Source organism: Actinomadura sp. CNU-125, from assembly GCF_001942465.1.
In the GTDB taxonomy this organism is placed as follows: domain Bacteria; phylum Actinomycetota; class Actinomycetes; order Streptosporangiales; family Streptosporangiaceae; genus Spirillospora.
Map to the genome: position 1 here is coordinate 1 of NZ_MKJY01000001.1, position 13956 is coordinate 13956.

Annotated in this window: 14 protein-coding genes and 1 pseudogene; 5 read left to right on the top strand and 10 right to left on the bottom strand. The window is 73.8% G+C overall.

Translation table 11 applies throughout. The annotated features are described in order from the left end of the window. Nucleotides 1-68: 68 nt before the first annotated feature. From BJF79_RS54975 to BJF79_RS00015, 3 genes are read right to left on the bottom strand one after another with little or no spacing between them, the layout of a single operon-like run. The gene (locus tag BJF79_RS54975; protein ID WP_158079045.1) at nucleotides 69-221 is read right to left on the bottom strand and encodes a hypothetical protein; all 153 of its coding nucleotides are present in this window, start codon (nucleotides 219-221) and stop codon (nucleotides 69-71) included. 1 nt (nucleotide 222) lies between these two features. Beyond that, complete coding sequence (locus tag BJF79_RS65175) at nucleotides 223-1995, bottom strand: NAD-dependent epimerase/dehydratase family protein (RefSeq protein ID WP_316043244.1); 1773 nt, start codon at nucleotides 1993-1995, stop codon at nucleotides 223-225. After that, on the bottom strand, nucleotides 1992-2930 hold the full coding sequence (locus tag BJF79_RS00015; RefSeq protein ID WP_075894432.1) for a carbohydrate ABC transporter permease: 939 nt from the start codon (nucleotides 2928-2930) through the stop codon (nucleotides 1992-1994). The genes BJF79_RS65175 and BJF79_RS00015 overlap by 4 nt, the downstream gene beginning before the upstream one ends. Before the next feature lie 230 nt (nucleotides 2931-3160). On the opposite strand from BJF79_RS00015, the gene BJF79_RS00020 reads away from it, so the two are divergent. Continuing rightward, nucleotides 3161-4186, top strand: a complete 1026-nt coding sequence (locus tag BJF79_RS00020) for a LacI family DNA-binding transcriptional regulator (RefSeq protein ID WP_075894433.1) — start codon at nucleotides 3161-3163, stop codon at nucleotides 4184-4186. A 193-nt stretch (nucleotides 4187-4379) separates the two neighbouring features. Continuing rightward, on the top strand, nucleotides 4380-5696 hold the full coding sequence (locus tag BJF79_RS00025) for an aldehyde dehydrogenase (NADP(+)) (protein WP_262401301.1): 1317 nt from the start codon (nucleotides 4380-4382) through the stop codon (nucleotides 5694-5696). A 7-nt stretch (nucleotides 5697-5703) separates the two neighbouring features. On the opposite strand, the gene BJF79_RS00030 is transcribed toward BJF79_RS00025, so the two are convergent. After that, complete coding sequence (locus BJF79_RS00030) at nucleotides 5704-6333, bottom strand: PaaI family thioesterase (RefSeq protein ID WP_075894434.1); 630 nt, start codon at nucleotides 6331-6333, stop codon at nucleotides 5704-5706. Nucleotides 6334-6677: 344 nt separating this feature from the next. Here BJF79_RS00030 and BJF79_RS52595 point away from each other — a divergent pair, with 344 nt between their 5' ends. Beyond that, complete coding sequence (locus tag BJF79_RS52595) at nucleotides 6678-7304, top strand: DUF4870 domain-containing protein (protein WP_143219610.1); 627 nt, start codon at nucleotides 6678-6680, stop codon at nucleotides 7302-7304. A gap of 16 nt (nucleotides 7305-7320) precedes the next feature. On the opposite strand, the gene BJF79_RS00040 is transcribed toward BJF79_RS52595, so the two are convergent. The 3 genes from BJF79_RS00040 to BJF79_RS00050 form a co-directional block, all read right to left on the bottom strand. After that, nucleotides 7321-8145, bottom strand: coding sequence for an LLM class F420-dependent oxidoreductase (locus BJF79_RS00040; protein ID WP_075894436.1), 825 nt, complete (start codon nucleotides 8143-8145; stop codon nucleotides 7321-7323). Continuing rightward, nucleotides 8109-8963: a hypothetical protein gene (locus tag BJF79_RS00045; protein ID WP_262401302.1), complete on the bottom strand. Its 855-nt coding sequence runs from the start codon at nucleotides 8961-8963 to the stop codon at nucleotides 8109-8111. The genes BJF79_RS00040 and BJF79_RS00045 overlap by 37 nt, the downstream gene beginning before the upstream one ends. An 83-nt stretch (nucleotides 8964-9046) precedes the next feature. Continuing rightward, nucleotides 9047-9709 carry a cyclase family protein gene (locus tag BJF79_RS00050; protein WP_075894437.1) on the bottom strand — a complete coding sequence of 221 codons (663 nt, stop codon included), beginning with the start codon at nucleotides 9707-9709 and terminating at the stop codon, nucleotides 9047-9049. A gap of 39 nt (nucleotides 9710-9748) precedes the next feature. Here BJF79_RS00050 and BJF79_RS00055 point away from each other — a divergent pair, with 39 nt between their 5' ends. Next, the gene (locus tag BJF79_RS00055) at nucleotides 9749-10573 is read left to right on the top strand and encodes a HipA family kinase (RefSeq protein WP_410050014.1); all 825 of its coding nucleotides are present in this window, start codon (nucleotides 9749-9751) and stop codon (nucleotides 10571-10573) included. Then, nucleotides 10570-10980, top strand: coding sequence for a DUF3037 domain-containing protein (locus tag BJF79_RS00060; protein ID WP_075894439.1), 411 nt, complete (start codon nucleotides 10570-10572; stop codon nucleotides 10978-10980). Before BJF79_RS00055 ends, BJF79_RS00060 begins: the two co-directional genes overlap by 4 nt. Before the next feature lie 8 nt (nucleotides 10981-10988). Here BJF79_RS00060 and BJF79_RS00065 read toward each other — a convergent pair whose 3' ends face one another. The 3 genes and pseudogenes from BJF79_RS00065 to BJF79_RS00075 all read right to left on the bottom strand — a co-directional run bounded on the left by BJF79_RS00065 (nucleotide 10989) and on the right by BJF79_RS00075 (nucleotide 13896). Beyond that, complete coding sequence (locus BJF79_RS00065) at nucleotides 10989-11897, bottom strand: hypothetical protein (protein ID WP_075894440.1); 909 nt, start codon at nucleotides 11895-11897, stop codon at nucleotides 10989-10991. 146 nt (nucleotides 11898-12043) lie between these two features. Next, nucleotides 12044-12982: a multiprotein-bridging factor 1 family protein gene (locus BJF79_RS00070; RefSeq protein ID WP_075894441.1), complete on the bottom strand. Its 939-nt coding sequence runs from the start codon at nucleotides 12980-12982 to the stop codon at nucleotides 12044-12046. 72 nt (nucleotides 12983-13054) lie between these two features. Then, nucleotides 13055-13896: pseudogene (locus BJF79_RS00075) on the bottom strand (GNAT family N-acetyltransferase). Nucleotides 13897-13956: the final 60 nt, after the last annotated feature.

Consider the following 13956-nt stretch of genomic DNA (forward strand, 5'->3'; position numbering starts at 1 on the left):
GATCACGGGCGCGCGCCCCGCGACCGTCCGGACGGCGGTGTCGACGGCGGCGGCGAGCTCGGCGGTGCTCAGCGCGGGAACTCGCCGGTGCCGCACGCCGCGAGGACGCCGCCCGGCCGGTGTTCCAGCCCGGCGTTCAGGTGCTCGGCGAGCGCCGCGGTGTCCACGCCGTCCGGCCCGAACGGCGTGACGGGGAAGAAGAGGACTCCGGACAGGTGCATCTCAGACCTCCAGTTCGGTGCGCCAGCTCCGCGCGGGCCGCCAGCCGAGCAGGCGTCCGGCCTTGGCGGCGGAGAACGCGGGGGCGGTGCCGGTGAGGGCGGCGGCGAAGGGGGCGGTCTCGGGCAGCAGCGACGGCAGCAGCTCCGCGAGGGGCTTGCGGGCGAGCGCGTCGGCCGCCGAGGCGAAGAACACCTCCCCGTTGGGCAGTTCAGAAAGCGCTTCCACGAGGGTCAGCAGCATGGCGCCCGCGTCGCGCGCGTCCAGGTAGTTGAACAGCGAGACCGAGCCCAGCTCGGGCCGGTCGAGCCGTTCGGCGATGGTGTGGCCGCTCTGCGTCGGCGCGCCCGCCCACTCCTCGGGCGCGACGACGAAGCAGGGCCGGACGGCCGCGAACGCCACCCGGTCGCCCGCGGCCCGGACGAACGTCCGCATCGTGTGCTCGGCGGCGAGCTTCGACAGGCTGTAGGCGTTCCACGGTTCGGCGGGGTGCTCCTCGTCGAGCGGCAGGTACTTCGGCGCCCAGCCCAGCGGGCGGCCGTAGCCGACGACGGTCGGGCTGCTGGCGACGACCACGCGCTCGACGCCGGTCTGCACGGCGGCCTGGCACACGTTGAACGCGAGCTGGGTGTTCACCCGGTAGGTCAGGGCGTCGGACCGGCTGAACGGCGTCGCGATCGCGGCGAGGTGCACCACCGCCTGCGGGCGGAACCGGGTCATCGCCTCGTACGCCTCGCCGATGTCGGTGAGGTCGGACGGCAGCGTGGCGGCGCACCCGTCCGGGGTGCCGGGCCGCCGGTCGACGCCGACCACCTCGTGCCCGGCGGCGGTGAGCGCGGCGACGACGCTGCGGCCGAGCCGTCCGGCGCTGCCGGTCACCAGGACCGTGTGCGGCCTCATCCCTTCACCGCCCCCGCCGACAGGCCCTGCACCAGGTACCGCTGGATCACCGCGAAGATCAGGACGACCGGCAGCGCGGCCACGACGCCGCCCGCGGCGAGCGCCCCGAAGTCGGCGCTGTACTCGCCGAGCGTGTAGCTGAGGCCGACCGGGACGGTGTACTTGTCCTGCGAGCTGACGAACATCAGCGCGAACAGGAAGTTGTTCCAGCTCGATGAACGTGAACGACCCGACCGCGACCAGGCCCGGCCGCAGCAGCGGCAGCACCACGGTGAGGAAGCCGCGCAGCCGGGAGCAGCCGTCCATCCAGGCGGCCTCCTCCAGCTCCACCGGCACGTTCTGGATGAAACCGCTGAGCAGGATGACCGCGAGCGGCAGCTCGAAGACGGTCTGCGCGAGGATGAGGCTCCACAGGCTGTCGACCAGATGCAGGTGGCGGAACACCTCGTACAGCGGGATGAGCATCATCGCGCCCGGGATGAACTGCGTGCACAGCATCGCGATCATGAACAGCCGCTTGCCGCGGAACCGGTAGCGGGCCAGCGCGTACCCTCCGGCGAGCGCGATCAGCGTCGTGGTGATCAGCGAGGCGACGCCGACCTTGATGCTGTTGGCGAAGAACGCCCCGAAGCCGATGTCGGTCCAGACCGTCGTCAGATGCTCGGTCGTCAGCGGCCAGGGCAGCAGCCCGGTGGTGCCGGCGGGCCGGAACGCGTAGACGAGCATCCAGTAGAACGGGACGAGCGTGAAGGCGAGGTAGAAGCCGAGCGGGACGTAGATCTCCCACCGCGGGGACCGGCGCCGCTTCCGCCCGGCGGGCCGCCGGGGCTCGGGCGCGGCGGCCTTCCGGCCGGTCGCCGACTGGACGAGCGTCATGTGCGCTCCCCTCCGAACTTGCTGAGCCGCAGGTAGGCGATCGAGAAGAACAGCAGGATGAAGAAGCCGACGGTGGTCAGGGCCGAGCCGTAGCCGAAGTCGTGCGACACCGCCGCCTTCTGCGCGACGTAGAGCGGCAGCGTGGTGGTGGCGTTGGCGGGGCCGCCGCCGGTCATCGTGTAGAGGAGGTCGACGTTGTTGAACTCCCACACCGCGCGCAGCAGCGTGGCCAGGATGATCGCGTCGCGCAGGTGCGGCAGGGTGATGTGGCGGAAGCGCTGCCACCGGGTGGCGCCGTCGACCGACGCGGCCTCGTAAAGGTCCTTGGAGGCGCTCTGCAGGTCGGCGAGGATCAGGATCGCGAAGAACGGGACGCCGCGCCACAGTTCGGTCAGCACCACGGCCGGGAACACCGTGCCGGGGTCGGCGAGCGGGGAGCTTCCGGCGCTGCCGATCCCCCAGTCCGCCAGGTAGCGGGTGAACCCGGTCGTCGGGTTGTACAGCAGCACCCAGATGCCGGTGGTCAGCACGCCGGAGACCGCCCAGGGCGAGAACACCATGGCCCGCGACAGCGCGCGGCCGATGAAGCTCTCGTTGACGATCAGCGCGAGGCCGAGGCCGAGGAGCAGTTGCAGCACGACCGTCGCCACGACCCACTGCACGCTGAAGCCGAGGCTCTGCCAGAACAGCTCGTCCCCGAGCATCTGGCGGAAGTTGTCCAGCCCGGCGAACCCGTTGTCCCAGGGCTGCGTCACGTTGTAGTGCCGCAGGCTGTAATAGAGCACGCTCAGCACCGGGTACACGAGGAACCCGAGCATCAGCAGGACGGACGGCGCGATCAGCGCGTAGGGCGTGCGAGGTGCGCGGGGCTTGCGGAGAGCCCGCCCGGCGGGCGGGTTCGGCGGGGGCGCAGCCCGACTGTCGCCACGGTGCACTCCTTTCTCCCGCATGTGGCGCGGGTCACTACAACCGGTTGCACAAAACATGAGTGCAACCGGTCTCATCGTCAAGGGGGTGATCGAAGGAAATTACAAAACCCCAGGTAAATGGCGAGGACCTAGTGGCGCGGCCAGCCGGGCGGCCAGTCGAACGGCGTCGATCGACGTTGACGACGACGGCAACCGCTTGCATCATTGGTGCCATCGAACCTGCTGAGAGGAGCCCGGTGCCGGCAACCATCCGTGACGTCGCACGAGCATCCGGAGTGCACGTCTCCACCGTGTCGCGCACGTTCACGGCACCGCACAAGGTCAACGCCGAGACCCGCACCCGCGTGCTCGCCGCGGCGGCCGAGCTCGGCTACCGCCCCAACCGCGTGGCCAGGGCGCTGACCACCGGCCGGACGCACAACCTCGGGCTCATCGTCGCCGACATCGCCAACCCGTTCTTCCCGCCGCTGATCAAGGCGGCGCAGGCCCAGGCCCGCGGCCGCGACTACCACGTCTTCGTCGCCGACACCGACGAGGACCCGCGGGTCGAGGAGGAACTGATCCAGACGCTCGCCAGGCAGGTGGACGGGCTGCTGCTGTGCGGCCCGCGGCTCAGCAACCGCGCGATCACCAGGCTCCACACCAACATCCCGTTCGTGGTGGTCAACCGCCGCATCAAGGGGATATCGGCCGTCCTCATGGACGTGGGCCACGGCGCGCGGCAGGCCGTCGAGCACCTCACCGGGCTCGGCCACCGGCGGCTGGCGCTGCTCGCGGGCCCCGAGGCGTCCTGGACCAGCCAGCAGATCCGGGACGCCGCCGAGGACGCCGCCGCCGCGCAGGGCGTGGAGCTGACGGTGCTCGGCCCGAACTCGCCCACCGAGCACGGCGGGCGGCTCGCCGCACCGGACGTCCTCGCCGCGGGCGTCACCGGCGTCCTCGCCTACAACGACCTGGTCGCGATCGGCCTGACCGAGGCGCTGGCCGCCGAACGCGTCGAGGTGCCCGGGCGGATCAGCGTCATCGGGATCGACGACATCATGCACGCCCGCCTCAACCGTCCCCCGCTGACCACCGTGGCGACCCCGACGATGGCGGCCGGACGCGCCGCGGTCGACGCGCTGCTGCAGCTCGTCGGCCGCGCCGACGGGGACGCCGCGACGACCACCCTGGAGACGATCCTGGAGACGACGCTGATCGTCCGGGACTCCACCGCGCCGCCCCCCGCCCCGCCCGTCCCCCTCGGAGGAACCCGATCATGACGATCTGGAGCATCGACGCCCGCACCGGGGACCGCCGCGCCGCCGTCGCCGCCGAGGCCGATGCCGCCGACGTGGACGCGGCCTGCCGCGCCGCCGACGCCGCGCGCACCGTCCTCGCCGCCACCACGCTCCCCGGACAGGCCGCGCTGCTGCGCGCCGTCGCGGACGCGCTGAGGCGGACGGCGACGAGCTGGTGCGGATCGCCGACGCCGAGACCGCGCTCGGACCGGACCGGCTGCGCGGGGAACTGGCCCGGTCGGCGTTCCAGTTCCGCCTGTTCGCCGAAGCCGTGGAGGAAGGCTCCTGGCTGGGGGCGTCCATCGACCACGCGCGGGCCGACGCGGTGCCCGCGCCGCGCCCCGATCTGCGCCGGATGCTGGTCCCCGTCGGGGTCGTCGCGGTGTTCGGCGCGAGCAACTTCCCGTTCGCGTTCGGCGTCCCCGGCGGCGACGTCGCCGCCGCCCTCGCCGCCGGATGCCCGGTCGTCGTCAAAGCGCACCCGGCCCATCCCGAACTGTCGGAGCGGTGCGCGCGGATCGTCCGGACGGCGGCGACCTCGTTCGGCCTGCCCGCCGACGTGCTGCGGATCCTGCACGGCCGCGACGCGGGCACCGCCCTGGTCGTCCATCCGCTGGTGCGGGCGGTCGGCTTCACCGGGTCGGCGGCGGGCGGGCGCGCCCTGCACGACCTGGCGAAGTCGCGGCCCCAGCCCGTCCCGTTCTACGGCGAGCTGGGCAGCCTGAACCCCGTGGTGGTCACCCCGGCCGCGGCACGGGAACGCGGCGAGGACATCGCCCGCGGGCTGACCGCGTCCGCCAACCTCGGCGTCGGGCAGTTCTGCGTGAAACCCGGGCTCGTCCTGGTGCCCGCCGGTTCCGCGATCGCCGCGCGGATGGCCGAACTCGTCCGCGCCGTCCCGTCCGGGACCATGCTCACCGACGGCATCCGCACCGCGTTCGACGACGGCGTCGCGGCCCGCGCGGCGCTCCCGGGCGTGACCGTCGCCGCGACGGGCGAGCCCGCGGGCGACCGCACCGCCGCCGCGTCCCTGCTGACCGCCCCCGCGTCGCTGCTGCACGACTCCGCCGCCGCCGAACTGCTGCTGGACGAGTGCTTCGGCCCCACGACGGTGCTCGTCCCCTACGCGGACGAGGCCGAACTGTTCGGCGTCCTGGACGTCCTGCCGGGAAGCCTCACCGGCACCGTGCACACCGGCGACGACGATCCCGTCGGCGTGGAGGCGGGGCGGCGCCTGGCCGAACGCGCGGGCCGGATCGTCTGGAACGGCTACCCGACGGGCGTCGCCGTTTCGTGGGCGCAGCAGCACGGCGGCCCGTACCCGTCCTCGACCGAGCCCGCGACCACGTCGGTCGGCGTCACCGCGATGGCCCGCTTCCTGCGCCCGATCGTCCACCAGGACTCCCCGCCCGGGCTGCTGCCCGCACCGCTGCGCGAGGACAACCCCTGGGGCGTCCCGCGCCGGGTCGACGGAGTGCTCCGCCTCGGCTAGCCGGTGGTCACAGGGCGTCGGGACGGATCTGCGGGGCGATGAACATCGCGCTCGCCTCGACGGTGACGCGGCCGTCCGGTCCGCAGATGGTGCCGTCGGCGTAGATCTTGCGCCCCTCGACACGGCTCGCCTTCGCCTCGACCGTGAGCGGGACGCCCAGCGGGGTGGGGCGGCGGTAACGCGTCTCCAGGGTCGCGGTCATGCCCGGGGTCCCGGTCGCGGCCGCGGCCATGCCGAGCACCTGATCCATGATCATCGCCGAGACGCCGCCGTGGACGAACGTGGGCGGGCCCTCGTAGACCGACGGCAGCGTGAACTCGGCGCGGACGATGCCGTCCTCGCACACCTCGAAGTTCACCGGCGGGGCGATCGGGTTGAGGCGCCCCGTGACCGGGTTGGCGATCTGCCGGTCGAGGCCGTTCGCGCCGACCGTCCCGTAGGGCGGGCGGTCGCGGCGGGCGGCGTTCAGGCGGGCGGTCAGCGCCGCGACCTCGGCCGCGACGGAGGCCGCCTCGGCGGGCGAGACCCGCGTGTGCACCATGGCCTCGGTCAACTCCCGGACCTCGGCGGCGAGCGCGGCCAGCCGCTCCTCGTCCTCGCCGGACAGGACGTCGCGGTCCAAGAACACCTCTCCCATTCAGCCTCCCTCAGCCGAACGAGATTCTAAGTTGCGCGACGAAATGCTCCGTACGCCGGGGTCTCGGTTCGGCCGGAGGCTACCGACGATCCGCGCGACCCGCCGGTCCGGGACCGTCCGCGGAAGGGAACAGCCGCAGCTGCCGTTTCTCCGCCGAAAGGTCGCAGTCGCCCGGCGGGACCTCGCTACCGGGACCGGCGTCCGGCACACCCGGTGCGTCCGGTGCGTCGGGTGCGTCCGGTGGGGTACGGCGGCCCACCGCCTTTGTCGCCCTTCATGGCGGATCAAGCCAGTACAACCGGATCGCCCGAGACGGGCGTCCGTTACGGGATAGATTCCTCCGCATGACGGATCAGCCGCCCGGAGACCGGCCCGACTTCGCACCGCCAGACGACTGGCCACACGGACCGCAGGCACACGGCGGGCAGCAATACGGCCCGCCAGCGTACGGGCAGCAGGGATACGGACAGCAGTACGGATATCCCGGTGGCGGCCCGAACTGGCAGTACGGCCCGCCGCCGGGCGGCCCGCCCCCCGGCGGCCACCCGCCCTACGGCCCACCTCCCTATGGCCAGCCGCCTTACGGGCCCCCGCCGGGCGCGCGGCCGGGCAACGGCGGCGACGAGCCGATGTGGGCGATGTTCTGCTACCTCGGCTCCCTGCTGCTCGGCTTCGTCGCCCCGCTCGTCATCTACTTCGTGAAGAAGGGCGAGTCGCCGTTCGTGCGCTACCACGCCGCGCAGGCGCTGAACTACGGGATCACCCTGGTGATCCACCTGCTGTTCCTGCTGCTGATCGGCATCGTGCCGCTGATCATCACCGAGAACCCGCTGTGGCTGATCCCGATCGTCTTCTTCTACATGGAGGCGTTCATCAGCCCGCTCGTCGTGCTGATCATCGGGGCGGTGAAGTCGAACCAGGGCCGGCACTTCCGGATCCCGGCGTTCTTCTGCTTCCCGATGGTCCGCTGACGGCGTCCCGTCCGGCTCACAGGTAGGACGACGCGTACTCGTCGAGGCGCGGGAGCACGGTGTCGCGGCCACCGGCGGGCACGCGCAGCACGACCTCCTCGATGCCGAGCGAGGCGTAGTAGTCCAGCTTCTCGGCGGACGGCAGCGTCCCGAACGGGATCACCGGGACCATCGCGCGCCCGGCCTCCTCGCAGGCCCGCCGGAGGAGGGGCAGCGCCTCCCGGATGCCCGCGCCGCCGATCGGCAGCCAGCCGTCCCCGTACTCGGCGACGTGCGCGAACAGCGTGGGCCCCGGGGCGCCGCCGAGGAGCACCGGCACGCGCCCGTCCGGCTTGGGCCACGACCAGCTCGCCTCGAACCCGACGAACTCGCCCTTGAACGACGCCTCCTCGCTCGTCCACAGTTCGCGCATGGCCAGGACGTGCTCGCGCGCCATCGCGCGACGCCGCTTCCAGGGCACACCGTGGTCGGCGCCCTCCTCGGCGTTCCAGCCGTAGCCGACGCCGAGCGCGACGCGCCCGCGCGCGAGCCGGTCCAGGGTGGCGACGGCCTTCGCGGTGACGATCGGCTCCCGCTGCGCCGGGAGCAGGATGCCGGTGCCGAGCGTGATCCGCTCGGTGACGACGGCCGCGGCGGCGAGCGAGACGAGCGGGTCGAGCGTCCGCCCGTACTCGGTGGGCAGCGTGTCGTCCCCGGTGGGCGGCGGCGTCGCCCGCGACACCGGGATGTGCGTGTGCTCCGGCAGGTACAGCGACGTGAAGCCGCGCGCCTCCGCCTCCCGCGCCAGCTCGTGCGGTTCGATGGTCAGGTCGGTGGCGAACATCGTGACACCCAGCCGCATCCCGGCTCCCCCCTCGTCGGCCCGGCCCACCCTAACCAAACGATCATTCGGCGGTTCCGGACGGGTGCCGCCGCGGTCAGAAGGCGCAGACGGCGGCGGTGGCGTCGTCGTGCGGCTTGCCGCGGGGCCAGCGGACGGCCCGCGGGTCGGTGCGCTCGACCTCCCGCGTGCGCTCGACGAGCGCGCCCGGACCAGCCTCGACGGCCAACCGGGCGACGCCCGCCCAGTCGGTGGCGGCGAACACGTCGGCGAGGCGGGTGGCGCCGTCGGTCAGCAGGATCGCGTGCCGCACGTCGCGGAGCGGGACCGTCCCGGTGATCGCGGCCTCCGCCCCGGCCGGATCGGACCCGGCCCAGCAGGGCCCGCCGGTGATCTCGCGCAGGCGTCGCGCAGTCCAGCAGCAGCGTCGAGTCGGCCAGCACGAGGTAGTCGAGCAGGTCGCCGCGCACCCGCACGGCGAGGACGGTCGCGGCGGGCGTCGTCGGGGCGCTCAGGTCGCAGGTGGCGCGGTGCGCGGCCGCCACGTCCGCGACGGCCCCGGCGAGCCGTCCCACCAGCGGACGGTCGGCGCGGACGTGCGCGCCCTCGGGCGGCCCGACCGGCGGCCCGGCCTGCGGGCCGAGACCGTCCAGCATGCGGGCGAGCAGCCGGGTGCCGAGGGCGCGCGAGTACCAGGCCGTCCCGTGCACGCAGCCGAGGTCGGTGCCGAGCGGGAGCCCGCAGCCGTCCAGGACGACCGCCGCCCCGGGCGCCGCCGCCACGAAGTCCTCGTTGCCCCGCCGCGGATCGCCCTCGTCCGTCGCCCACGTCACCCGCATGGCACTCCCCTCACCGGTCCCGCCACCCACTATCGCGCAGCGAGGCGAACGACCGCCGCCCGTTATCGCGCGCGGCCTCGACGTCAGGGCGCGATGCGGGCGACCGCGCGGGTGGGCGCGCCGTCGGCTCCGGCCAGGTGGAGCGGGAACAGGGACGCCTCGATCGTGCGGCCGCGGGCGGCGAGCAGGGCGTCGAGGTTCGTGAGGTTCTCGGCGATGACGGCCTCGGCGCCGCACAGGACGCGGTGGGCGGCGAGGGAGAAGTCGTCCGAGCCCAGGGCGGGCGTCGGGTCGACGCTGAGGGCGTCGATGCCGACCGTGCGGACGCCCGCCGCGACGATCGCCTCGGCCGTCTCGGGCGCGAGGTAGGGGTGGTCGAGGTAGCGGTCGGTGCCCCGGTGCCGCGACCATCCGGTGGCGACGAGCAGGACGACGCCGGGCCGCAGGCCGGACGGGAGCGCGCCGGGGCCGATCGGGGAACGCGGGGGCAGGCCCCGGGCGTCCATGAGCGCGGCCGGTCCGGTGAAGCGGGCGAGCGGCAGCTCGTCGAGGCGGGGCAGCGCGTCGTCGATGTGGAACGGGGCGTCCACATGCGTGCCGGACTGCGAGCCCAGGTGCAGCCGCAGGACGTTCACGCCCGCTTCGGCGACCGTGAGGGCGGGCACGGCCTCGACCTCGGGATCGCCCGGATAGACCTGCATGCCGGTGGTGATCGGCACCGACAGGTCCACCAGCTCGATATCCATGCGGGCGATTATCCCGCCACCCGGTAGCGTTACGGGGTGTTGCCTCAAGTGACAGCCATCCGATACGTGACGCCGCTGCGCGAGGGCGGGTCGCTCCCGGGCGTCGTCGAGGCCGACGACCTCGGCACCTACGTCATGAAGTTCCACGGCGCCGGGCAGGGCCGCAAGGCCCTGATCGCCGAGGTGATCGCCGGTGAGCTGGCGCGCCGGCTCGGTTTCCGGGTGCCCGACCAGGTCCTCATCGACCTCGATCCGGTGATCGGCCGGCACGAGCCCGACCCCGACGTCCAGGACCTGCTCAAGGCCAGCTCGGGCCGCAACCTGGGCGTCGACTTCCTGCCCGGTTCCCTCGGCTACGACCCCCTGGGCTGGACGCCCGACCCCGATTTCGCGTCGCGGGTGCTGTGGTTCGACGCGTTCATCGGCAACGTCGACCGGAGCTGGCGCAACCCGAACATGCTGGTGTGGCACGGCGACGTGTGGCTGATCGACCACGGCGCGAGCCTGATCTTCCACCACGCGTGGGCGAACGCGGCGCGGCTGTTCTCCGGCCCCTACGACGTCGACGATCACGTGCTGACCCGGTACGCGACGCGGCTGGAGGCGGCGGAGGCCGAGCTGGCGCCGCGCGTCACCGAGGGCGTGCTGCGCGAGGTGACGTCGCTGGTGCCGGACGAGTGGCTGGAGCGCGAGCCGGGGTTCGCGGGGCCGCAGGCCGTCCGGGACGCCTACGTCGACGTCCTGCTGCCGCGCGCGGGCAAGCCCCGCGAGTGGCTGCCCGACCTGGAGGTCGGCGGGCGCCGCCCGGACACCGGGACGCGACGCGGCGGCAACCGCCCGGACTGGCTCGGAGGCCCGGCATGAGCGGGGTGTCCAACATCCGGACGGCGGGCCAGCCGACGGTGTTCGAGTACGCGGCGCTGCGGGTGATCCCGCGGGTGGAGCGCGGCGAGGTCATGAACGTGGGCGTGGTCGTGTACTGCCGCGCCCGCGACTACCTGGGGTGCCGCACCCATCTGGACGGTCCGCGCCTGCAGGCGCTCGACGCGTCCCTCGACCTCGACGGCGTCCGGTCGGCGCTCGCGGGCGTCGACGCGGTGTGCGGCGGCGGTGAGCGGGCCGGGCAGGCGGCCGGGGAGGCGCCGGGCGCGCGGTTCCGCTGGCTGACGGCGCCGCGCAGCACGATCGTCCAGCCGGGGCCGGTGCACGCGGGCCTCACCGACGATCCCGCCGCCGAACTCGACCGGCTGCTGAACCTGATGGTGCTGTAACGCCCCGGTCAGTCCCACTCCCAGCGGATGCCGTGGTATCCGGCGGCCATGCCGAACTCGATGTAGTGGACGCTGTGGTAGCTCGACATCCGCAGGTCCGCGGCGTCCTCCAGGGCGGACTGGCCGTCGGGCCGCCACGTCCGGTAGCAGCGGGCGGGCAGCGTCGCCGGGTGGAAGCGGACTTCGAGGAGGTACTCGTGCTGCGGGGCGCGGAAGCCGCGCCCCTCCTCCGACACCGGCGGGCCCGTCTCGTCGAACCCGAACCCGTACTCCAGCAGGTACGTCTCGCCGCGGGCGAGGGCGCGGTCGAACAGCAGCTCGGCGGCGATGAGGCCGCTCGACTCGTCCATCCGGACGCGGCCGAAGCGGCAGCCGCGGGCCGTCCGGGAGGACGGGAGGATGCCGTGCGGGTGGTGGTAGACGGCGATCCAGCGGTCCACGCCGCGCTGCTGCGCCTGGAACACCGCGCGGGTGCGGACCTCGCGCAGTTCGCGGCGGCGCCCGACGATGTGCTGGTCGTGCAGGCTGAGCCCGGTGAGCTGCCGTTCGCCGCGGTCGCCGATCTCGTCGAGCAGGTCGCGGACGCCGGGCTCGGGGCACAGTTCCTCGACCGACTGCCAGGGCCCGGCGGACCGGTCGGCGGACGGGCGCAGCAGCGTCAGCAGGGAGTGCCGCGGCAGTTCGAGGATGGCCTCCAGGCCGCGGACGGCGCGCAGCGAGTCGGCGCGCTCGGGGCGGGTCCGGCCGCGCTGCCAGTAGCTCAGGGTGGAGAGGCTGACGGCGATGCCCTGCTCCTCCAGGCGGCGGCGCAGCGACTCCAGGCTCAGCCCGCGCGCCTGGATCGCGGCCTGGAGCGCGACGTCGAAGGGGCCGTACTGCAGGACCTGGAGAAGGTCGTCCTCGGCGACGCTCTGCACTGCTGGGCCTCCGGATCCGGTCCGGCCGGCCCCCGCGAAACGGCCTTGACTCGTGGACTTTCCGCTTCCGCGCTCACTGTAAGACGCCTCGCCGCCCGCGTCGAGCGGCAAAGGTTCACAACGGCGCCGCGTTTCCCCCCGCATGATCAGTGCCACTCCCATTCCAGGCCGACGATACCGCGCCGCACGTTCGCGACCGCGAGGTTCGCGCTGCCGGACGTCCCGACCCACAGTTCCCCGAGGCGGCGGCGCGGCCCGTCGGCGGTCTCGGCGGTGAAGCCGTAGCAGCGGGCCGGGAGCCGCTCGCCGTCGAACTGGACGACCGCGACGTAGTGCTGCACGGGGTGCGGGAAGCGGCGGTCGTACAGGCGGGGCGGTCCCGTTCCGTCCGGGACGGTGACGGGGCCGAGGTCGTACTCGACGACGGCGGTGTCCCCCGCGGACAGCACCCGGTCGAAGACGAGCTCGAACGCGACGAGGCCGCCCCCGGCGCGGACCCGTCCCGGACGGCAGTAGCGTGCGGCCGCGAGCCCGGACGCGCCGGAACCGTCGCGGCCCGCGGGACCCGCGGGGCCCGTGCGGTGGACGCAGACGACGCGGTCGATGTCGTCCCCGGCGGCGCGCAGCACGGCCCGCACCGACAGCGTCCAGGTGCGGCCCGTCTCGTCCAGCCGGTAGACGTCGTGGACGCCGATCCGTTCGAGGCGGTGGTCGCCGGACCGGTCGAGCTGGCCGACGAGCGCGGCGTACCCGGCGGGGTCGGGCCACAGGCCGCTCGCGGACGCGGGCGCCCCGGCGCGCGGCCCGGCGGCGAGCGCGCCCCGGCCCGCGACGGCCGCGGCGACGGCCCCGGCGACGGGCGCGGGCTCGTCGAGCAGCCCGGTGAGCGTGCCCGGCGCGACGTCGAGGACGCCTTCGAGGGTTTCGACGACGGCGCGCGAGCGGGGGCGGCTGCGGCCCCGCTGCCAGTAGCTGAGGGTGGCGACGCTGACGGTCAGGCCGTTGCGCTCCAGCCGGTGCCGGACGCGTTCCAGGGTGAGCCCGCTGGCCTGGATGGCCTGCCGCAACGCCCCGGCGAATTCCACGGCCCGGATGTTACCGTTTCGGACCGTTCCCGTCAGGTATCGGGGAGTAATCGGGCAGGGAACAGCAAACCACTAGAACAGGACGGACATGAACGAATCGGTCTCCACGAAGCCGACCCGGCGGTAGGCGGCGCGCGCCCGCGCGTTGTAGTCGTTGACGTAGAGCGACACCGTCGGCGCGATGCTCCGCAGCGACTCGGCGACCACCGCGGACATCCCGGTCACCGACAGCCCCCGGCCGCGCAGGTCGGGCGGCACCCACACGCCCTGAACCTGGCACGCGTGCGGCGTGACCGCGCCGATCTCGGCCTTGAACAGGACCCGGCCGTCCTCGATCCGGGCGAACGCCCGCCCGTCCCGGATCAGCTCCGCCACCCGCGCCCGGTACAGCACTCCCCCGTCGCCCGCGTTGGGCGAGACCCCGACCTCCTCGGTGAACATCGCCACGCACGCCGGGTAGACGACGTCGAACTCCGACATCCGCACCCGCCGGACGGCCCGGTCGGGCGGGACGTCCGCACCCGCGACGTCGCCATCACCGGCTGCACCGCCCGCACCGCCCGCGGCGGCCCCCAGTACGGTTCGAGGATCCGCCACAGCTCGCCGACCGTGCCGACCGGCCCCACGATGGACGAGCAGCGCCGCCCCTGCGCCCGCGCCCGCTCGCCGAACGCGCGGACGGCGTCCGGGCAGGCGGCGACCGGGATCAGGTTGGCGCCCGAGTAGCACAGCGACGCCAGCCGCCCGCCGCGCATGTAACCCCACATCTGCGCGCCGAGCCGCCGCGGGTCGAGACCGGCCGCGTGGACCCGCGACCCGACGAACACGTTCGCGACGGGGTCGGCGTCGAGGATCGCCAGCGCGTCGCGCCGATGCCGGTCGTCCAGCACCCGCACGGGCGCCGAGCCGAGCATGCGCATCACTACCGGTCCCGGGCCGGGGACGCGCCCCGCACGGCCTTCACCACTGAAAGC

Coding starts and splice junctions, on each gene's coding strand:
- BJF79_RS00030 (WP_075894434.1), bottom strand. CDS start 6,333: ATGGGAGAGGTGTTCTTGGACCGCGACGTCCTGTCCGGCGAGGACGAG.
- BJF79_RS00050 (WP_075894437.1), bottom strand. CDS start 9,709: ATGGATATCGAGCTGGTGGACCTGTCGGTGCCGATCACCACCGGCATG.
- BJF79_RS65175 (WP_316043244.1), bottom strand. CDS start 1,995: ATGACGCTCGTCCAGTCGGCGACCGGCCGGAAGGCCGCCGCGCCCGAG.
- BJF79_RS00060 (WP_075894439.1), top strand. CDS start 10,570: ATGAGCGGGGTGTCCAACATCCGGACGGCGGGCCAGCCGACGGTGTTC.
- BJF79_RS00040 (WP_075894436.1), bottom strand. CDS start 8,145: ATGCGGCTGGGTGTCACGATGTTCGCCACCGACCTGACCATCGAACCG.
- BJF79_RS54975 (WP_158079045.1), bottom strand. CDS start 221: ATGCACCTGTCCGGAGTCCTCTTCTTCCCCGTCACGCCGTTCGGGCCG.
- BJF79_RS00045 (WP_262401302.1), bottom strand. CDS start 8,963: ATGCGGGTGACGTGGGCGACGGACGAGGGCGATCCGCGGCGGGGCAAC.
- BJF79_RS52595 (WP_143219610.1), top strand. CDS start 6,678: ATGACGGATCAGCCGCCCGGAGACCGGCCCGACTTCGCACCGCCAGAC.